This is a genomic window from Stappia sp. (genome assembly GCF_048268045.1).
Lineage (GTDB): Bacteria > Pseudomonadota > Alphaproteobacteria > Rhizobiales > Stappiaceae > Stappia.
This window is the reverse complement of sequence record NZ_JBLWWG010000011.1, coordinates 118,337-138,801: the sequence shown is the minus strand read 5'-3', so window position 1 is coordinate 138,801 and position 20,465 is coordinate 118,337. Positions and strand designations below refer to the sequence as shown.

The window sequence follows — 20,465 nt, the reverse complement described above, 5'->3', positions numbered from 1 at the left end:
CCTTGAACGCGAAACGGGATCTGCCACTCCGCTCGCTCGCGAGCGCCGCGTCAGACCCCGTCAATAACCCCGGCCATACCGGCCATACCCACCGCCAGAGTCTCCGTCAAACTGGATAAAACTTGGGGGCAACGTCAGCGGCCACATCAAATGTGATCTGTCCGATAGGAAGATCGCCCATAAGGCCGATAAACAGTTCAACTGTCTTGAGGTACTGATCTGCGTCCTTCAAGCCCTCGTTATGGTTGTATCCAGAAATGATGTCTTTCTGCCATGGGCCGAGAAACTGCGATATCCTTCCTGGAGAAGCGGTCGATGTTTTCACCGATGAATTGATTGGTGTGGCAACGGTCGTCAAGGGCGTGGCCAAAGTCTCGGGCTGGAAAACTTCCTGCATACGCTTGTCGACATAGCCTTGTAGCGTTTGCAGCATCACATCTACGGTCCTTGCGAGGACTTTGCCGTTTCCTGTAAAGCCCGCGTCTTCTAATGCGTACTGGGCTTCCATGTACATACCGGCTTCTTCAGTGAAATGGCGGTCCGTTTCAAGTGTTATCAGTAGCGAGCGCGCCAGATCAGCGTGATGTTCTCGAAGTGAAACCGGAGTCCTCGACTGCAATCGCTTGATACGTTCCTGCCATATCTCGGTGTTTAAACTCCAGCGCACGGCAGCGCGAATGTCTTCGTCAGTAGGAACGTACTCCTCGTCCTCTTCAAGCATGCGAAACAGCCCCTTAGTCTGGATGAACAGCTCCGGTGCTCGTACCTTGGCCGTTTTTCGCACGGTTGTATTTAACGAGCGGTATAGCTCCTTGCGGCGAAGGCGATATTGGAGATGGGGAGGTACACGTTGCCTGAACACAAAGGAATCAGCTTCACGCCGAAGATAAGTTGCCATCGCCAATGCGCCCTATGTGGGGGTGCAATGTGGGGTCATCCCCAACACTGACGAGAGCGGCGTAAATTATTGAGTTAAAACAAAGTTTTTGGCTGGGGAACCTGGATTCGAACCAGGACTAACGGAGTCAGAGTCCGTGGGTCTACCGTTAACCTATTCCCCAAAAGCCATGGAAACAGCGCATGACCGAAGGTCATAGAGAGTGGGCCGTGGCGGCCACCGCGTTTCCTTGGTGGGGTTTTTAGGAATCTCAGGCTGCGCTGTCAAGCCTCCTTGCGCAATCGTGATCCGGCCTGTGGATCTTTTTTTCGTCGAGGTGCCGAAGTTCCGTGACGTCGCCGGCGAATGACGGGGATCGTTGCGGGCGGAAAATATGATGGTAGACTGGGATTAACCCAACATAGGGGCCGGACGGCGCGGGAAGCGCCAACGGCGGGGTGACGGCCGGATTGGGTCGTCCGCGAGCAAGAGGCTTGCTCCTCCGCGAGGCCGGCCAGAGGCGCAATGGCGCCGGCGAGGAAAAGAAGTTGAGCGAATCGGGACCGACTGGGCCGGGCGACGGCCGGCCGGGGCCCGGTGCGATGCCGGTGAACGGCGGTCGAGGCAAGGGCCCGCGCCGCCGTTCCAGGAGAAAGCGCAGGCAATCCGCATCCGGTTCGGAAGCGATTGCGGCGCAGACGGAAGCCGCTTCGGTTTCCGGTTCGCGCCGGGACGGCACGATAGCGACATCCAATCCCGACGGCGAGGGCGGGAGCAGGAGAGTTGCGCGCCGGCTGCTCGCTGGCGGAGCCCCCCCTTGTCCGGGGGAAACACGCCGCGCGGAGGACGGGCCGTCCGGTCGCGAGACGCAATCACACCGACAGGACGTGCCCGAGAAACCAGCCGCGTACACCGACGCTTTGCCGTGCGCACGGTCTGGCGGCGGTGCGGCAAGTGGGACGGCGAACGCTCAGCAGGACGAGGCCGCCCCGCGCGGCAACCGCAAGCGTGGCGGGCGTAAGCGCCATCGCCCGAACCGGGCTGAGCGGCGCGCCAGCGAGACCGGGCGAGCACCGGTGTCCGACCAGCGGGGCGGTTTTGCGGCCGACGAAACACGCGGCCGCCGGGCCCCAGGAGCCGGATCTCCGGGAGGGGCGGCGACAGGCTCCGGCATGCAGGGCGAGCCGGGCCGACGTGCGGCTGGCCCGCGCGGCAGCGCCCAGGGCAGCGGCCATGGCGCCTTGTCGCCACGCGGTCGCGCCGGCGGCGCAGAGCGTCCGGCCTTTCGCCGCGAGGACGAGGCTCTGCCCGAGCACCGGCGTCTCTATGCGGCGCTTGATCTTGGCACGAACAACTGCCGGCTTCTTGTCGCCAGACCCGAACAGCGCGGCTTTCGCGTCGTCGATGCCTTCTCGCGGATCGTCAGGCTGGGCGAGGGGCTTGGTCATACCAACCGGCTGTGCGAATCCGCCATGGACCGGGCGCTTGAAGCGCTGGCGTGTTGCCGCGACAAGCTGCTGGACAGGGGCGTTGAGCGTGCCCGGCTGATTGCAACGGAAGCCTGCCGTGCGGCCGAGAACGGCCCGCTTTTCATCGAGCGGGTGCGCCAGGAGACCGGCCTTTCGTTGGAGATTGCCACCCGGGAAACCGAGGCCCGGCTGGCGGTCGCCGGCTGTGCCTCGCTGGTCGATCCCGACGCCAACGGGGTCGTCCTGTTCGACATCGGCGGCGGTTCGTCCGAGATCGTCTGGCTTGACCTGCGCAACCGCTGCGGCGCGCGCGGCGTGGCGCTGACCCGGTTCATCCGTGCTTGGATCTCGCTTCCGGTGGGCGTGGTGAACCTTGCCGAGCGTCACGGCGGCCGCAATGTGTCGCCGGACGACTTCGAGGCGATGGTGGAGGATGCCCGCCACCATCTGGAGGATTTCTCCCTGGGCGAGGAGCTTTCGGCGGCGATCTGTGACGGCAGGGTTCACATGCTTGGAACCTCCGGCACCGTGACCACGCTTGCCGGCGTGCACTTCGGTCTCAAGCGCTACGACCGCCGCCGGGTCGATGGCGCCTGGATGGATTCCGAGGATGTGTCGGCTATGATTGAGCGGCTGCGCTCGATGCCCTATGAGGAGCGCTGCGACAACCCCTGCATCGGTGCCGACCGGGCGGACCTGGTGCTCGCCGGCTGCGCGATCCTCGAGGCGATCCGGCGTCGCTGGCCCTGCCAGCGCCTGCGTGTGGCGGACAGGGGCTTGCGCGAGGGAATGCTGATGGAGCTGATGGCGGCCGACAATGTCTGGCGGCGCAGCTCGGGGGCGCGCCACAGGGCGCGCGGAAGGAAAGACAGATGAGCACATCCGGCCGTGGCCGCGGCGATCGCGGCATGTTCGAGCGGGTCAAGACGGCCCGCCGACGGACCACGTCGTCTACGCGCTGGCTGCAACGGCAGCTCAACGACCCCTACGTCCGCCGCGCCAAGATCGATGGTTACCGCTCGCGCGCAGCCTACAAGATCCTGGAGATCGACGAGAAGCACAAGATCCTCAAGCCCGGCATGCGCATCGTCGACCTGGGCGCGGCTCCTGGCGGCTGGTGTCAGGTGGCGGCCACGGTCACCGGGTCCACCGACGAGGACCCGCTCATCGTGGGCATCGATTATCTGGAAGTCGAGGCCCTTCCCGGCGTGCGCCTGCTGCTCAAGGACTTTCTCGACGACGACGCGCCGGACGCGATCATGGCGGCGCTTGGCGGCCATGCGCCCGATCTCGTCATGTCCGACATGGCCGCGCCCACGACCGGCCATCGCCAGACCGACCACCTGAGAACCACCCACCTCTTCGAGGTGGCGGCAGAGTTCGCGCGCGAGACGCTGGCACCGGGCGGAGCCTTTCTGTCCAAGGTTTTCCGCGGCGGCACCGAGAATGAACTGCTGGCCACGCTGAAGCGTGACTACCAGACGGTGCAGCACATCAAGCCGCCGTCGAGCCGCAAGGAAAGCCCGGAGCTCTATGTGCTGGCCAAGGGGTTTCGCGGGCGAAAGGACTGACGCAAGCCCGTCGGGTGGGCGCACAGGCGGGCGAAGCGGGAGCAGCACCTGCGTCTTCCGCCCAGGGAGAGCAGGCGCTGCATCCGCCGTTCCCGTGATTCTCCCTTTCGCGTCGGACCTCCGGAGGGATGCGCGCATCCCGCGCGCCTGCCCGCGGCCGCCCCTGTGAGGCCGCACCGCGCAGAAGCTTGCTTTCACAGGACAACTTCGGGACGCGCCTTCGCAATTGCGGGAAATCGACATGCTGCATGCGCGAAGCGGCTTCCCATCCTGTCTCACGCATGTTATTGACCCGCGCCAACTTCTCCCATCTGAGACCGCCCTGCCGGAGGCTTCCTCGCTAGCCGGTTGGCCGTCCATTCCTGCAAAGGGGATTGGCACAATGTCAGCATTCTACCAGTCGATTCACGGCACCGAGGCGCTCACCTTCGATGACGTGTTGCTGATGCCCGGGCATTCGGAGGTTCTGCCTTCCGAGACCGACCTGCGCACACGCGTGACGCGCGGTCTGGAAGTCAACTTCCCCATCCTCTCCTCTGCCATGGACACGGTCACGGAATGGCGCCTCGCCATTGCGATGGCCCAGGCTGGCGGCATCGGCGTGATCCACCGCAACCTGACCATCGACCAGCAGGCCGAGCAGGTGCGCCAGGTGAAGAAGTTCGAATCCGGCATGGTGGTCAATCCGCTGGTGATCGGCCCGGATGCGACGCTGCAGGATGCGCTTGACCTGATGCAGCGGTTTTCGATCTCCGGCATCCCGGTTGTCGAGAATGGCGGCAAGGGGGGGCAGGTCGTCGGCCGGCTGGTCGGCATCCTCACCAACAGGGATGTGCGCTTCGCCTCGGATCCGGGCCAGCGCGTCGCCGAGCTGATGACCCACGAGAGGCTCGTCACGGTGGACGAGAGCGTCAGCCAGAGCGAGGCCAAGCGTCTCCTGCACCACCACCGCATCGAGAAGCTGCTCGTCGTCGACGATAGCAACAAGTGCATCGGCCTGATCACCGTCAAGGACATGGAGAAGGCGCAGCTCAACCCGAACGCCTCCAAGGACGACCAGGGGCGCCTGCGTGTCGCCGCGGCCACGACCGTCGGGCCGGAGGGGTTCGAACGGGCCGAGCGTCTGATCGATGCCGGTGTCGATCTGCTTGTCGTCGACACCGCCCATGGCCATTCCGAGCGCGTGCTGGAGATGGTACGGCGGGTGAAGTCCCAGTCCAACGCCGTTCAGGTGCTGGCAGGCAACGTTGCAACGGCCGACGGTACCCGCGCGCTCATCGATGCCGGCGCCGACGCGGTCAAGGTCGGCATCGGCCCGGGCTCGATCTGCACCACCCGCATCGTCGCCGGCGTCGGCGTTCCTCAGCTCACCGCGATCATGGAAGCCTGTTCGGTTGCCGAGAAGGATGGGGTTCCGATCGTCGCCGACGGCGGCATCAAGTACTCCGGCGATCTCGCCAAGGCGCTTGCCGGAGGCGCGTCGGCTGCGATGATCGGCTCGCTGCTGGCTGGCACGGACGAGAGCCCCGGCGAGGTCTATCTGCACCAGGGGCGCTCGTATAAGTCCTACCGCGGCATGGGTTCGGTCGGCGCGATGGCGCGCGGCTCCGCCGACCGCTACTTCCAGGCGGAAGTGCGCGATGCCCTGAAGCTCGTCCCCGAGGGCATCGAGGGACAGGTGCCCTACAAGGGGCCGCTGGCCAGCGTGCTGCACCAGCTTGGCGGCGGCCTGCGGGCAGCCATGGGCTATGTCGGCGCGAAGACGATCACCGATTTCCAGGACAAGGCTCGCTTCGTCCGCATCTCCGGCGCCGCGCTGCGCGAAAGCCACGCCCATGACGTGACGATCACCCGCGAAAGCCCCAACTACCCCTCGAGCGTCTGAGGAGACGTGGCGGAGATACAATCTTCTCCGCCCACGACAAAACAACCAGCGCCCGGGAAGGGCGCTGGTTCTGGCGGAACATGGCTTCGTCCGTGAACGAGGTCATTGCGTGCACATCGCGCCTGAGCAGCCGCAGAACGGCTGGCGCGCCAGCGCCGAGGGTTAGTCTACCGGGCGAGGCTGTGGACGGCGCCGGCTGGACTTCTTGCTTTTCTGCGCCATCTCCAGGAGGCGATGGGCACAGGCAACCAGGATCTCCGGAGACTCCGTCTCGAGGTCCTGCGCAGCGTAAGCGAAATAGGCTTTCCAGGCTTGCAGTTCCTTGGCGGGATCAATCGTTCCTTCGAGCGTATCGTTCATGCTCTGCACCTCCAGTTTCACTCAGAAAACTGGAAGGAACGTTATGTAAACGTTATAAATTCCGGCCATTTTTGCACGCTTTGGTTGATTTTCGGTTGTATGCTGGCATTAATCACGAGGCGTTGCAATCAGTGGATGCTTATCTGGTTGGTATGCGCGTTATTTTTTCTTTTCCGGCAGAGAGGCGACTTCGGCGGCGCAGTGATTGGCAATGGCGCGCCTATCGGCTAAAGCAGCGGGAAGGGGATGCGCCAGCGACGGCTGGTCTTCCGCATTGCCCTTCGGATTTCGCGCGAGACGCGGATGCCGTGCCGGCAAGGACACCGGGCCGGGCACCGAGCTCTGTCGAGTTCGCGCATATTTGCATGATCGGGGACATGGAATGAAGGACGGAGGCCGTCTGGCCGCGGCAATCGAGATTCTCGGCGTTGTCGAGACACAGAGGCGACCGGTTCAGGACGCGCTGAAGGAGTGGGGGCACGGCCACCGCTTTGCCGGTTCCGGAGACCGGCTCGTCATCGCCAACCTCGTGTTCGATGCGTTGCGCCACCGCCTGTCGCTCGCCGCTCGCATGGGCGACGCGGATCCGCGCAGGCTGGTGCTTGCGACCTATGCCGGCGCCTGGGAATTTGGCATCGAGGGGCTGGAGAAGGCCTTCGAGGGCGACCGCTTCGCGCCCGAGCCGCTGTCCGACGCCGAGCGGACGCAGCTGCTTGCCGTGATGCCGGAGGATGCTGCGCCCAACGCGCGCGCCGATGTTCCCGACTGGCTCTGGCCCGAGTTCGAGGCTGCCTTCGGCGACGAGGCCGTTGCGGAAGGCCATGCGCTTGCCGAGCGCGCGCCGATCGATCTGCGCGTCAACCGGCTGAAGAACGACCGTGACAAGCTGACCCGCCGCCTGTCACATGTCGAACTCGGCCCGACGGCGACCTCGCCCGTGGGTCTTCGCATCGCACCGCCGCGCGGCAAGGTCCGCGCGCCGCATGTGCAGGCGGAGGAGGGGTTCCGGAAGGGCTGGTTCGAACTTCAGGACGAGGCGAGCCAGATTGCGTCTCTCGTCGCCGCCTCGGTGATGCCTGCCCAGGTGCTTGACTATTGCGCCGGAGGCGGCGGAAAGACGCTGGCGCTTGCCGGCGAACTCGAGAACCGCGGCCAGATCTATGCGCATGATGCGAGCAAGCTTCGGCTCGCTCCGATCTATGAGCGCCTGCAGCGCGCCGGCGCCCGCAACGTGCAGGTGCGCGATCCCGAAGCGGGTGGTCTTGAGGATCTCGAGGGCCGCATGGATCTCGTCTTCGTCGATGCGCCGTGCTCCGGGTCCGGCGTCTGGCGTCGCCGTCCGGATTCAAAGTGGCGCATCACTCCCAATGCACTTGCCGCGCGCCGGCAGGAGCAGGACGAGGTGCTGTCCGCCGCGCAGAGGTTCGTGCGTTCGGGCGGACATATGCTCTATGCGACCTGTTCGGTTCTGCCCTCGGAGAACGAAGAGCGTGTGCGCGCCTTTCTCGAGCGCGAGCCCGGCTTTGCCGCCGTCGACCTTTCCGCCCGTTGGGAGACGATCTTCGGCACCGAGGCGCCAAAGCCGCGGTTCTCGCGGGAAGGCTTCGCGACGCTGAGCCCGGCGCGGACGTCGACCGACGGCTTCTTCATCGCACTTCTGGAACGGGGCGCCTGACGGCCCGTTCCAGTACATTACCAATTCTTAATTCCACCGACAGGCGCCTGTAAGGCGGCGTGCTCCATAAGGGATGGGCAAGCCGGCGACATCGCTTCCCCGCGTGACACGCCGGCACCAGGTTCCCGACCCGCCACGTGGAGACGAAACATGTCGAACATCCGTATCCCCCGCGCTTTTCGCCGCCTGCCGAGCCGCAAAGGCGTTGTCGCTGGCGCTCTCGCGCTCGGTTTGGCCGGCGCGCTGAGCGCTCAGACCGTCGTTCCCGGCCAGTTCGCCCTTGCCGATCCGGTGCGCGTCGATGCGCCGGCACCGGTGAACTTCGCGCCGGTCGTCGCCGCCGTGAAGCCGGCCGTGGTCAGTGTCCGCGTCGTCACCGACGAGACGCCGCAGATGATGTCCTCCCAGGGTGGCATTCCCGGCTTCGAGGATCTCCCGGACGGTCATCCGCTGAAGCGCTTCTTCCGCCGCTTCGGGGGCGATCCCTCCGGCAACGGCGAGCAGCGCCAGCAGCCGCGCCGCCATGGCATGGCGCAGGGCTCCGGCTTCTTCATCACCGATGACGGCTATGTGGTCACCAACGAGCATGTTGTCGCCGATGGCAGCAAGTACACCGTTGTCGCCGATGACGGCACCGAGTACGACGCTCGCCTTGTCGGCGCCGATAAGCGCACCGACCTCGCCCTGCTGAAGATCGACGGCAAGAACGACTTCCCTTATGTGGAATTCGCAGATGACGCGCCGATGGTCGGCGAATGGGTTGTTGCCGTGGGCAATCCCTTCGGCCTTGGCGGGTCTGTGACCGCCGGCATCGTTTCGGCCCGCGGCCGCGACATCGGCGCCGGTCCCTATGACGACTTCATCCAGATCGACGCGCCGGTGAACCGGGGCAACTCGGGCGGTCCGGCCTTCAACGTCAAGGGCCAGGTCATCGGCATCAATGCGGCGATCTTTTCGCCCTCCGGCGGCAATGTCGGTATCGCTTTCGCGATCCCTGCCTCGACCGCTCGCGGCATTGTCGCCGACCTCAAGAACGACGGAACCGTCGTGCGCGGCTGGCTCGGCGTTCAGATCCAGCCGGTGACGAAGGACATCGCCGAGAGCATTGGTCTCGACCAGCCCAAGGGCGCGATCGTGGCCGAGGCCCAGGACGGAAGTCCGGCGCTCAAGGCTGGCGTGCGCACCGGTGATACGATCCTGTCCGTCGACGGCGAGAAGATCGACAGCCCGCGCGATCTGGCCCGCAAGATCGCCGGATATCCGCCGGAAACCGACGTCACCCTCGGCGTCTGGCGCGATGGGGCCAAGGAGACCGTCAAGGTCAAGCTCGGCACTCTTGAAGACAAGTCGACCGTCGCCTCGCTCAAGCCGACAGGCAAGGACACCGCCTTCGTCGACAGCCTCGGCATCGAGTTGGCAAGTGCCGCGAAGGTTGGGGCGGGCGACAAGGGCGTCGTCGTCACCGATGCGGTGGCCGATGGTCCGGCGGCCGAGAAGGGCCTCAAGCGCGGCGACGTGATCCTCGAAGTTGCCGGCAAATCGGTGAGCGAGCCGGGCGATGTTGCCAGTGCTGTGCTCGCAGCCAACGAGAACGGTCGCAAGGCGGTGCTCATGCGGGTGGAAAGCGACGGAGCGACGCGGTTCATCGCGGTGCCCGTCTCCAAGGGCTGATCCGTCGCACAACGCTCCGGCCCGCCTTCCGCCTCCCGAAAACGCGCCCGGGAGGCGGTCCTCGGCGGGCCGGTGACGGCCGGAGCTGACTGGGAAGGTCCGCAACCGCCGCAAGCCGGATCCGGTTGTCCCTGGCCCCGAAGCTCACGCTTCGGGGCCTTGTCGTTTCAGGCGAAGGTGCGTCCCGAACTTGGACCAGGGAGAGTTCCGATGCTATGCACGCCAGATGATGTTGCCGCCCGCCCGCGCGGGACGCAAAGCCCGGATGAGACGATGCGCATTCTGATTGTCGAGGACGATGTCGAGGCTGCCGGCTATCTCGCCAAGGCCTTGCGCGAGGCCGGCCATGTGGTCGATCACGCCGCCGATGGCGAAACGGGCTACGAACTGGCGACGACAGCGCCCTACGATGTTCTGGTGGTCGACCGGATGCTGCCGCGCCGCGACGGCCTTTCCGTGATCTCGGGGCTTCGGGCGGAGGGCTATCATACGCCCGTTCTGGTGCTCTCCGCGCTCGGTCAGGTCGATGATCGGGTGACGGGTCTGCGCGCCGGCGGTGACGACTATCTGCCGAAGCCCTATGCTTTTTCCGAGTTGCTCGCCCGTGTCGAGGCGCTCGGGCGGCGTCCGCGCCAGCAGGACGTGGAGACCGTCTACACGGTTGGCGACCTCACGCTCGACCGGCTGCGCCACACCGTGACACGCGCCGGCCGAGAAATCCCGCTGCAGCCGCGCGAGTTCAAGTTGCTCGAATACCTCATGCAGAACGCCGGCCAGGTGGTGACCCGCACCATGCTGCTCGAGCATGTGTGGGAGTATCATTTCGATCCGCAGACCAATGTCATCGACGTTCATATCTCGCGCCTGCGTGCCAAGATCGACAAGGACTTCGAGCGGCCGTTGCTGCATACCATCCGGGGGGCCGGCTACACGATCCGCGATGCCGGCCCGGCGGCCGCGTGAGCGGCAGGGACCCTGTCATGAGACAACTCTCTGCCACCGGACGTGTGTTCCGCACCACGGTCATCAGGCTGGCGCTGATCTATTTCGTCGCCCTGACGCTCGCCTCCGGCGCGGTGCTGGTCTATCTGAGCCAGAACACCGCGATGGTGTTGCGCCAGCAGGCGGTCGAGACCATCGATGCGGAAATCTCCAGCCTCGCGGATCGTTACCGCATCGCCGGCATCCGGGGGCTGGTGGCAACCGTCGACGCCCGCTCCCGCCGCCCGGGCGCCAGTCTCTATCTTGTCGTCGATTTCGCCGCCAACCAGATCGCAGGCAACATCGAGAGCCTTGACGACCGGGTGCTGGCAAGTGCTGCCGGTGAGCTGCAGCAGGTCTCCTATGTTCCCATCGGCGATGGCGCCCGCCGCGAGGCGCTGGTGCGCGTGTTCGAGCTGCCCGGCGGTTTCCGCCTTCTGGTCGGGCGGGATCTCCAGGAGCAGATGCGGTTCCGCTCGCTCCTGTCGGAAGCGACGCGCTTCTGGCTCGTCGTCGTCGCCGTGCTTGGCATCGTCACTCTGGTTTTCGTCCGGCGCAGAGTTCTGAGGCGGATCGACGCGATGGCGGAAACCGGCCGTCGGATCATGGAGGGCGATCTTTCCGAGCGGCTTCCGGTGGAGGGATCGGGCGATGAGTTCGACCGGCTCGCCGTCGGCTTCAACGCGATGCTCGACCGCATCGAGGCGCTGATGCACGGCCTGAAGGACGTCTCCGACAACATCGCCCACGACCTCAAGACGCCGCTGACGCGCATGCGCAACCGCGTCGAGGAAGCCGTGCGCGGCGATGTCGGCGATCCGCTCGCCAGGGAGGCGCTGAACCGGACGCTCGAGGAGTGCGATGCCCTGATCCGCACCTTCGACGCGCTGCTGCGCATCGCCCGGCTCGAGGCCGGTTCAATGGGAGCCCAGTTCGAGCCGGTCGATCTCGGCGCCCTGCTGGAGGAAGTCGGCGAGCTCTACCAGCCGGTCGCCGAGGACGAGGGCGGGACGCTGGAAGTGCGTGCCGGCGAGAGGCTTTTCGCCGAGGCAAACCGCGAACTCATCGTCCAGGCGCTGATCAATCTTATCGAGAACGCCCTCAAATACGGACATTCGACCGACGCGACGGGCGCGCGCATCGTTCTGGCCGCCGAACGCGAGGGCGACCAGGTGGCGCTGTCCGTGCGAGACTTTGGCAGCGGCATCGACGATGCCGACAAGGAGCGGGTGACGCACCGCTTCATCCGGCTGGAGGAAAGCCGCAACGCACCGGGCTCTGGCCTGGGGCTGAGCCTCGTCTCGGCGGTCGCCCATCTGCACAAGGGCACCCTCAGGCTTGAGGACGGTGACCCGGGGCTACGCGCGGTGCTGCGGCTTCCCGAGGGCGAGGCGCCGGCTGCGCCTCATTCGGCGGACGTCGCGGAGGGTACAGGAGGCGAGGGGGCAGGGGGCGACGATGCGCGCTCTCTTCCCGCGCCGGGCGTCTCGCGCTAAAGGGAGGCTGCGGAGCGCGAACGCGATCCGAAACGACAACAGGGCGCGGACACCAGTCCGCGCGGGGGGATGCGAGTGAGCGAGACACGGGACACGGCTTCGCGCGGCGGGCAGCAGAGCGAGGCGGGGGACGCCAGCGGGCGGGCGCTGGCGCAGGTGATCGGCTGTGTGCCGGCGCCGGCCGATGCGGCTGCGGCCGAGGCGATCCTTGCCGATCTCGAGAGCGCTCTCGAGCGCACCGGAAGCACCTTCGGAGTGCCGACCCGCGCCCGCGTCTCGGATTTTCTCGGCGGCGCCCTGTCGAACGCGCCCTATCTGCGCGATCTCGCTGCTTCGGCACCCGAGCGGCTGGCCGACATCCTCGAAAGCGTGCCCGCGGACCGGGTCGAACGCTTGATCGCGGCGACCCGCGATCTCGTCGCCGCCGACGAGGCCGCGCTGATGACGGGGCTGCGGGACCACAAGAAGGATCTGGCGCTGACGCTGGCACTTGCCGATATCGCCGGCGCGCTCGATCTGGATGCGGTGACGGCCGGTCTCAGTCGTTTCGCCGATGCCGCGCTCACCGCGGCGATCCGCTTCTGCCTTCGCGATCTTGAACGACGCGGCCGATTTACCCCGGTGAACCCGGCCGCGCCCGAGGAGGGCTCGGGGTTCACGGTCCTGGCGATGGGTAAATACGGCGCGCTCGAACTGAATTACTCCTCGGACATCGACCTGATCGTCCTCTACGACCCGGAGACCGCGCCCATTTCCGGCGATGCCGAGGCTCCGGTCGAGTTTGTCCGCGTGACCAAGCGCCTCGTCAAGTTGCTGAGCGATCGCACTGCCGACGGCTATGTCTTCCGCACCGACTTGCGGCTTCGCCCGGATCCGGGCGCGACGCCACTTGCCATGTCGATCCCCGCAGCGCTGGTCTACTACGAGAGCCTTGGCCAGAACTGGGAGCGCGCCGCGCTGATAAAGGCGCGCGCCTGTGCCGGCGACATCGCCTGCGGCGAGGCGTTCCTGCACGAGATCGAGCCCTTCATCTGGCGCAAGTATCTCGACTATGCCTCGATCGCGGACGTCCATTCCATCAAGCGTCAGATCCACATCCACAAGGGACACGGCGAGATCGCGGTCGCCGGGCACAACGTCAAGCTCGGACGCGGCGGCATCCGCGAGGTTGAGTTCTTCGCCCAGACCCAGCAGCTGATCGCCGGAGGTCGCATCAAGGCCCTGCGCGGCCGGCGCACGCTCGACATGCTCGTGACATTGTCCGAGCTGGACTGGATCGCGCCGGAAACCTGCAGCGAGCTGACCGAGGCCTACCGCTTCCTGCGCTCGGTCGAACACCGCATCCAGATGCTCAACGACGAGCAGACGCACATCCTGCCGGCCGATGACACCTCGCGCGCCCGCGTCGCGCGGCTGATGGGCTTCGACACGCTGGCAGACTTCGAGAACCGCCTGCGCGGTTACTTCCGCACCGTGCAGCGGCACTACTCGGCCCTTTTCGAGAACGAACCGGAGCTCGCCTCGGACCTTGGAAATCTGGTCTTCACGGGCGATGACGACGATCCCGACACGCTGGAGACTTTGTCGGGGCTCGGTTACAAGCGCCCGCGCGAGGCGGGCAAGATCATTCGCGCCTGGCATTTCGGCCGGTATCCGGCGGTGCGCTCGACACGCGCCCGCGAGCGGCTCACCGAGCTGCATCCGGCGCTCGTCGCCGCGCTTGCCTCCACCGACAATGCCGACCAGGCGCTTCTCGCCTTCGACGGCTTCCTGTCGAAGCTGCCGGCGGGTGTACAGCTCTTCGCGTTGCTGCGCTCCAACCCGCAGTTGCTGCGCCTTCTGGCGACGGTGATGGGGTCCGCGCCGCGTCTGGCGGAACTCGTCTCGAAGCGGGTTCATGTCCTTGATGCGGTGATCGATCCGGCCTTCTTCGGCACGATGCCGACCTCGGCCGAATTCGAGGCGGGACTGAAGCGTACGCTCGATCTCGCCCGTTTCTACGAGGATGCGCTCGACCGCGCGCGCATCTTCGCGCAGGAGCAGCAGTTCCTGATCGGCCTGCGTCTGCTCACCGACACGATGACCGCGCATCAGGTGGGCGAGGCGCTTGCCCGACTGGCGGAGACGATCGTCGCCGGGCTTCTTCCCCATGTGGTCTCCCTGGTGGCTGAGAACCACGGACGGCTGCCGGGTGCCGAATGGGCGGTTCTGGCCATGGGCAAGCTCGGCGGGCGCGAGATGACGGCCTCGTCGGATCTCGATCTCATCCTGCTCTACGAACACCCCGAGGAGGTCACCCAGACGGACGGCGCGCGACCGCTTCCCACGAGCCAGTATTTCATCCGCCTGACCCAGCGCCTGGTCTCGGCCCTTTCGGCGCCGACCGCCGAGGGGCAGCTTTACGAGGTCGACTTCCGCCTGCGGCCGTCCGGCAACGCCGGACCGCTGGCAACCCGCCTTTCGTCCTTCGAGGCCTATCAGTCGGGTGACGCCTGGACGTGGGAGCACATGGCATTGACCCGCGCCCGGGTGATTGCCTCGTCCTCGGAGGGGTTTGCTGCGCGCATCGGCGAATTCATCGAGGGCACGCTGTCGAAACAGCGCGATGCGAAAACGCTCGCCGGCGAAGTCGCGGCGATGCGCGGACGCATCGAGGCGGACAAGGGCACGAAGGACATCTGGGAGATCAAGCAGGTCGCTGGCGGTCTGGTCGACATCGAGTTCATAGCCCAGTACCTCCAGCTCGCGCATGCGCACAAGGCGCCGGAAATACTGTCTCAGACGACCGAAACCGCTCTGGAACGCGCGCTCGAGGCCGGAGTCCTGAGCGCCGGCGACGCGGAGATCCTGTTGCCCGGCATTCGCCTCTATCATGCACTGACCCAGGTTCAGCGCCTTGCCCTCGAGGGGCGCTTCGATGCGGAGGCTGCGCCCAAGGGCGTGCGCCAACTTCTCGCGCATGCCGGGGAGGCCCCCGATTTCGCCCATCTGGAGCTTCTCCTGCAGGAGCGCCAGGAGGCGGTGCGCCAGACTTTCGAGCGTCTGCTGGGCCCGGTCCGTGCGCCGGAAAAGAGCTGAGTCAGCGCGCCATCGCCGCTCACCGCTCACGCAATTGAAAAAGGCCGCCGGATGTATCCGGCGGCCTTTTTCAATTGCTGTCTTCTCGCGCCTTTGCGAGGGGCTCAGGCGATCTGCCGGATCGCGGCCTTCGCCTTTTCCGCCGCATCGACGATCACCTCTTCGGGGACCTCCGGGCGGCCGATCGGGCGCGGCGCATGGAGCGGCAGGCGGACGGTGACGGCGGTGCCTTCGCCCACCTTGGAGCGGATGGTCATGGTGCCGCCATGCAGGCGCACCAGCGACTGGGCGATGGCCAGCCCCAGGCCGGATCCCTTGTGCGTCTTGGTGAACTGGTTCTCGACCTGGACGAAGGGCTTGGCGAGGCGGGCGATATCCGCATCCTTGATGCCGATGCCCGTGTCCTTGATGACGATCTCCACCGCTTCGTCCTTCTCCCGCGAGCGGTTGGCGGAAATCCGCACCTTGCCGCCGTCGGGGGTGAACTTCACGGCGTTGGAGAGCAGGTTCAGCAGCACCTGCTTCACCGCGCGGCGGTCGCCGGAGAGCGTCAGCCCCTCCGCGGTCTCGCTCTCCACGGCGATGCTCTTTTCGGCTGCCGTGGCGGAGATGATGCGGCTGACGTCGCTGACCATGGCGACAAGGTCGACCTCCTCGCGCTTCAGATCCATCCGGCCGGCCTCGATCTTCGACATGTCGAGAATGTCGTTGATCACGTTGAGCAGGTAGCGACCACTGTCATGAATGTCCGAGCAATACTCCGTGTACTTGTCGGAGCCCAGGGGGCCGAACATGCCCTTGTCCATGATCTCCGAGAAGCCGATGATCGCGTTCAGAGGCGTGCGCAGCTCGTGCGAGATATTGGCGAGGAATTCGGACTTGGCCTGGTTCGCTTCCTCGGCCTTGGTCTTTTCCTGCGAGTACTTCTCGGCCAACTCGACAAGCTGCTGGGCCTGCACCTCGAGTTTCTGGCGCGACTGGCGGAGGTCGGCGACGGTGGCCATCAGCCGCCGCTCGCTCTCCATCAGCTTTTCCTCATGGCGCTTCAGCGCGGTGATGTCGGTGCCGACCGAGACGAAGCCGCCGTCCTTGGTCCGCCGCTCGGAGATCTGCAGCCAGCGGCCGTCGGCGAGCTGCGCCTCGTAGCTGGAGGAGGGGTCCGAACCGTCGCTGCCGATGGTCGGGCTCGCCGAGACCACGGTCTGACGCGCCGCGGACATGACGTCGGCATAGGCGGTGCCGGCCTTGATCGCCGACGTCGGCAGGTTGTGGAGCTTCTGGTAATTGGAATTGCACATCACCAGACGGTTTTCGGTGTCCCACAGGACGAAGGCTTCCGAGATCGTCTCGATGGCGTCGCGCAGGCGCAGGTCGGCGGTGCGGCTCTGCTCTGCGAGCTGACGCTGCTCGGTGATGTCGATGCAGATGCCGATCAGGTGCGGCTCGGAGAGGCCGGGCTCGCTCTGCACCTCGGCGCGTGCACGCAGCCACACCCAGTCGCCGTTGGCATGGCGCATGCGGAACATACGGTCGACGGTCGTCTCGCCGGTTTCCAGCAGGCTTTCCGCCAGGTCGTAGAGGTCGATGTCGTCGGGATGGGTCAGCGCTGAAATCTCGGAAAAACCGAGGATGTCGTCGCGCGCTTTCATTCCGAGCATTTCGTAGAGGGATGCGGACCAGAAGATGCGTCCGCGCGACAGATCCCAGTCGAACAGACCGCAGCGGCCGCGGTCGAGCGCGAGATCGATGCGTGCGCGCGTCGCGGCATAGATCTGGTCGGCCTGCTCGGCGCGGGTCGCCTGGGCGAAGAAGGCATAGATCAGCACGATCATGACGGAGGCGGTGCCGACGAAGAGCGTCACATTGGCCGAAACGCCAGTGCGCCACTCGGCGAAGATCATGTCCTTGTCCTGGATCAGCCCCACCATGCCGAGACGGCCGTTGAGGTGATGGACAGTCGCATAAGCTTCGGTGTCGCTACCGGAATCGATCGTCAGTACGCCGGCGCGGGCACCGAACACGGTGAGCGGCTGCCCGGCGCCGAGAAGCTCGGCGAGAAGACGTCCGTCGAGGTCGGAGCGCTGCGGCGCTGTGGCGACGATGCGGCCGTCGGCGTCGGCGACATAGATGCGGCGGCCGTCGCTGGTCGCGCGCGGCGGCAGGTTGTCGGCAAGGGCCGCCTGCAGCGCGCTCTCGAAGCCCATCTCCGGCAGTTCGCCCTCGGCCGCGTCGAGGCGCGCCGTCAGCGTCGTGGCGATCATGGTGAGATCGTCGCGGGCGCGCTGGTCGGTCTCTTCATGATCGTAGGAAAGGGTAAGGGCGCGGTAGGTCGCCAGCGTGGCGATGAAGACGATGCAGAGGATCGGAATGGCGCGACGGAAGAAGGGTTCCGCCGTCAGCAGACGCTGATAGGCAGGCTGCGCGAGCAGTCGGATATGACCGGTCAGCGACTGCGTTTCGCGGTGTCGCCGAAGAATGTCCGCGAATCGACGCGCGGACGCTGAGCCTGCAAAGGCACGCGCCATGTTATTGGCCCCCGATGTGTCGATTAAGCCGCCAAACTGCACTCGAGCGCCGCTCGAATCGATTTCATTTGAATCGCATTCGCTTGATTTGTCCAGAGTCGGCCAAGAAAAATATGGTTAAGCAAAGATTAAGGCGAATTGCGGATTGCACAACTCTTGCGAGTCTCCGGCGCATATATTTGCGGGGGCGGATGCGCCGGAGACTCACCGCTTACTGAAGGCAGCGATCGACGATATCGCGCAGGTCGACGGAAAGGTCTTGCGCCTTTGCCAGCGCCTTGAGGCAGGTCTCGGCGCGTGTCCTGCGGTCCGGTTCCAGGGCGCGCCAGGAACGGAAGGCGGACATCAGCCGCGCCGCCGCCTGCGGGTTGCGCTTGTCGAGGTCCTGCACGAAGGCGGCGACGAAGGCGAAACCTTCGCCATCCACCCGGTTGAACTGGCTCTGGTTGCCTGTGGCAAAGGCGCCGATCAGGGCGCGCACCCGGTTGGGATTGCCTGCCGAGAAGCCAGGATGAGCGCACAGGGCCTTGACCCGGTCGAGGGTGTCGGCGGCCGGGGCGGTTGCCTGCACCATGAACCACTTGTCCATTGCCAGCGGTGTTGCGCGGTGGCGCTCCTCGAAGGCGGAGAGTGCTTCCTCATGCCCTGGCAGGTTGGCGTGGACCATCGTGGTCAGCGCGGCGAAGCGGTCTGTCATGTTGTCCGCGGCGCGGAACTGGGCGGCGACCAGTTCGGCGGCCTCGGGAACGGAGCCGTTGCCGAGATAGTCGAGAACCACGTTGCGCAGCGCGCGCCGACCGGCGGCGGCTGCATCGGGCGAGAAGCCGCCGGAGGAGGCCATCTCGTTGTAGAGACCGAGAAGCGCCGGGGTCAGCGCGTCGGAAAGGCTGCTTCGCAGCCAGGCGCGCGCCGCGCGTATCGCCTCCGGATCGATGTCACGGCCGATCTCGCGGGCAATGTCCGCCTCGCCCGGAAGTTGCAGGCACAGGGCGCGAAACGCTGGTTCGAGCGCCGCGTCGGTCGCATTGGCGCGGATCGCGGCCACAAGACTGCCATCGAGCACCGGCTCGCTCTGGCTGGCGAGGGCAGCGGTTGCGGCGATCAGCGTCTTCGTCACCACCGTCTGCAAGGCCTCCCAGCGGTTGAACGGGTCGCTGTCGCGTGCCGACAGGAAGAGTTGATCGGTATCGGAAACGTCGCTTCTCAGGTTCACCGGGGCGGAAAAACCGCGCAGCAGCGAGGGGACGGGCTTTTCGGCGATGCCGGACAGCACGACCTCGTGGCGCTCGGCGACGATGTGGAGCACGTCGCCCGTCATCTCCGCGCCGGTCACGGTTTCGGGTGTCAGGTCGCGGCCGTCGCCGGCGACGAGGCCGAGCCGCAGCGGGATGTGCAGCGGTTGCTTGGCGGTCTGTCCCGGCGTCGGCGCGGTGCGCTGCTCGACGGCAAGCGTCAGCGTGCCGGCTGCGGCGTCATGGGTGCTGGAAACGGTCAGCGTTGGCGTGCCCGCCTGCTCGTACCACAGCGCGAACCGGGAGAGATCGCGACCGCTTGCCTCGGCGAAACAGGCGAGAAACGCCTCGATGGTCGTTGCCTCGCCGTCATGGCGGTCGAAATAGAGGTCCATGCCGGCACGGAAGGCGTCGTCGCCGACGACGGTCTTCAGCATGCGCACGACTTCCGACCCCTTCTCGTAGACGGTCGCGGTGTAGAAGTTGTTGATCTCATGGTAGAGGCGCGGGCGCACCGGATGGGCGAGCGGTCCTGCGTCCTCCGGGAACTGGTGCGACTTCAGCAGCCGGACGTCGGCGATGCGCTTGACCGCGCGCGAGCGCATGTCGGCGGAGAACTCCTGGTCGCGGAAGACCGTCAGGCCCTCTTTCAGGCAGAGCTGGAACCAGTCGCGGCAGGTGATCCTGTTGCCGGTCCAGTTGTGGAAGTATTCGTGTGCGATCACCGCCTCGATGCCGGCATAGTCCTGGTCGGTCGCCGTGTCCGGGTTCGCCAGCACGTATTTGTCATTGAAGATGTTGAGGCCCTTGTTCTCCATCGCGCCCATGTTGAAGTCGGAGACGGCGACGATGTTGAACACGTCGAGATCGTAGACCCGCCCGAAGACCTCCTCGTCCCAGCGCATCGACCGCTTGAGACTGTCCATGGCCCAGCCGCAGGCATCCTGGTTGCCGTGCTCGACGAAGATGTTGAGCGCCACCTCGCGTCCGTCGGCGGCGGTGAAGGTATCGGGCATCACCGCGAGATCGCCGGCGACCATGGCGAAGAGATAGCTCGGCTTCGGGTGCGGGTCGTGCCAGACGGCGTAGTGCCGGTCGGTGCCCGGCACCGGGCCGGCGTCCACCGGATTGCCGTTGGCCAGAAGCACGGGTGCCTCGCTCGCCCGCGCCTCGATGCGCGTGGTGTAGAGCGCCAGGCAGTCCGGCCGGTCGAGGAAGTAGGTGATCCGGCGGAACCCTTCCGCCTCGCATTGCGTGCAATAGGTGCCGCTGGAGCGATAGAGGCCCATCAGCTTGGTGTTGGCGTCCGGATCGAGCCGGGTGTCGATGACAAGCGTGAAGGGGCCGTCCGGCACGCGGAAGATCTCCAGCCGGTCCGGCGTCACGACGTAATCGTCGCTGGCCAGTGCGCTGCCGTCGAGGGTGAGGCCGGTCAGCGCCAGCTCGTCGCCGTCGAGCACCAGCGGCGCGTCGGCGGGAGTGCCTTTGTTGCGGCGCACGGTCAGGCGGGCGGAGACCTTCGTCGCCTTCGGCGCGAGGCGAATGTCGAGCTCGACCGTTTCGATCAGGAAGGCGGGCGGGCGGTAGTCCTCGAGACGGACGGGAGCGGTTGTTTCCGGGCGCATTGGCAGGTCCTCAAGGTCGG

At 66.0% G+C, this 20,465-nt stretch carries 12 protein-coding genes and 1 tRNA gene; 8 read left to right on the top strand and 5 right to left on the bottom strand.

The genetic code is table 11. The annotated features are described in order from the left end of the window. Positions 1 to 106 precede the first annotated feature (106 nt). Positions 107 to 898: a DUF6538 domain-containing protein gene (locus ACN0WF_RS16845; RefSeq protein ID WP_417773943.1), complete on the bottom strand. Its 792-nt coding sequence runs from the start codon at positions 896 to 898 to the stop codon at positions 107 to 109. 89 nt (positions 899 to 987) lie between these two features. Then, positions 988 to 1,061: transfer RNA gene (locus tag ACN0WF_RS16840), tRNA-Gln, on the bottom strand. A gap of 418 nt (positions 1,062 to 1,479) precedes the next feature. Here ACN0WF_RS16840 and ACN0WF_RS16835 point away from each other — a divergent pair. The 3 genes from ACN0WF_RS16835 (at position 1,480) to guaB (ending at position 5,802) form a co-directional block, all read left to right on the top strand. Further along, positions 1,480 to 3,222, top strand: coding sequence for an exopolyphosphatase (locus ACN0WF_RS16835; RefSeq protein WP_417773945.1), 1,743 nt, complete (start codon positions 1,480 to 1,482; stop codon positions 3,220 to 3,222). Then, positions 3,219 to 3,917 carry an RlmE family RNA methyltransferase gene (locus ACN0WF_RS16830; RefSeq protein WP_417773942.1) on the top strand — a complete coding sequence of 233 codons (699 nt, stop codon included), beginning with the start codon at positions 3,219 to 3,221 and terminating at the stop codon, positions 3,915 to 3,917. Before ACN0WF_RS16835 ends, ACN0WF_RS16830 begins: the two co-directional genes overlap by 4 nt. A gap of 382 nt (positions 3,918 to 4,299) precedes the next feature. After that, positions 4,300 to 5,802, top strand: a complete 1,503-nt coding sequence (gene guaB / locus ACN0WF_RS16825; RefSeq protein ID WP_417773941.1) for an IMP dehydrogenase — start codon at positions 4,300 to 4,302, stop codon at positions 5,800 to 5,802. Positions 5,803 to 5,964: 162 nt separating this feature from the next. On the opposite strand, the gene ACN0WF_RS16820 is transcribed toward guaB, so the two are convergent. Continuing rightward, positions 5,965 to 6,162, bottom strand: coding sequence for a hypothetical protein (locus ACN0WF_RS16820; protein ID WP_417773940.1), 198 nt, complete (start codon positions 6,160 to 6,162; stop codon positions 5,965 to 5,967). Between the two features lie 382 nt (positions 6,163 to 6,544). On the opposite strand from ACN0WF_RS16820, the gene ACN0WF_RS16815 reads away from it, so the two are divergent. From ACN0WF_RS16815 to ACN0WF_RS16795, 5 genes are all read left to right on the top strand, one after another. Further along, entirely contained in the window at positions 6,545 to 7,837 is a 1,293-nt protein-coding gene (locus ACN0WF_RS16815) for an RsmB/NOP family class I SAM-dependent RNA methyltransferase (protein ID WP_417773939.1), read from the top strand. Between the two features lie 150 nt (positions 7,838 to 7,987). Continuing rightward, a complete protein-coding gene (locus ACN0WF_RS16810) occupies positions 7,988 to 9,508 on the top strand; it encodes a Do family serine endopeptidase (protein ID WP_417773938.1) in 1,521 nt (506 codons plus the stop codon). A 273-nt stretch (positions 9,509 to 9,781) separates the two neighbouring features. After that, on the top strand, positions 9,782 to 10,471 hold the full coding sequence (locus tag ACN0WF_RS16805; protein WP_417773937.1) for a response regulator transcription factor: 690 nt from the start codon (positions 9,782 to 9,784) through the stop codon (positions 10,469 to 10,471). Between the two features lie 17 nt (positions 10,472 to 10,488). Then, positions 10,489 to 11,985, top strand: coding sequence for an ATP-binding protein (locus tag ACN0WF_RS16800; protein WP_417773936.1), 1,497 nt, complete (start codon positions 10,489 to 10,491; stop codon positions 11,983 to 11,985). A 75-nt stretch (positions 11,986 to 12,060) separates the two neighbouring features. Next, positions 12,061 to 15,063: a bifunctional [glutamine synthetase] adenylyltransferase/[glutamine synthetase]-adenylyl-L-tyrosine phosphorylase gene (locus tag ACN0WF_RS16795; RefSeq protein ID WP_417773935.1), complete on the top strand. Its 3,003-nt coding sequence runs from the start codon at positions 12,061 to 12,063 to the stop codon at positions 15,061 to 15,063. A 104-nt stretch (positions 15,064 to 15,167) separates the two neighbouring features. On the opposite strand, the gene ACN0WF_RS16790 is transcribed toward ACN0WF_RS16795, so the two are convergent. Beyond that, positions 15,168 to 17,588: a PAS domain-containing sensor histidine kinase gene (locus ACN0WF_RS16790; protein ID WP_417773934.1), complete on the bottom strand. Its 2,421-nt coding sequence runs from the start codon at positions 17,586 to 17,588 to the stop codon at positions 15,168 to 15,170. Positions 17,589 to 17,799: 211 nt separating this feature from the next. Beyond that, positions 17,800 to 20,445 (bottom strand): aminopeptidase N, encoded by a 2,646-nt coding sequence (gene pepN, locus ACN0WF_RS16785; RefSeq protein ID WP_417773933.1) that lies wholly within the window; start codon positions 20,443 to 20,445, stop codon positions 17,800 to 17,802. Positions 20,446 to 20,465: the final 20 nt, after the last annotated feature.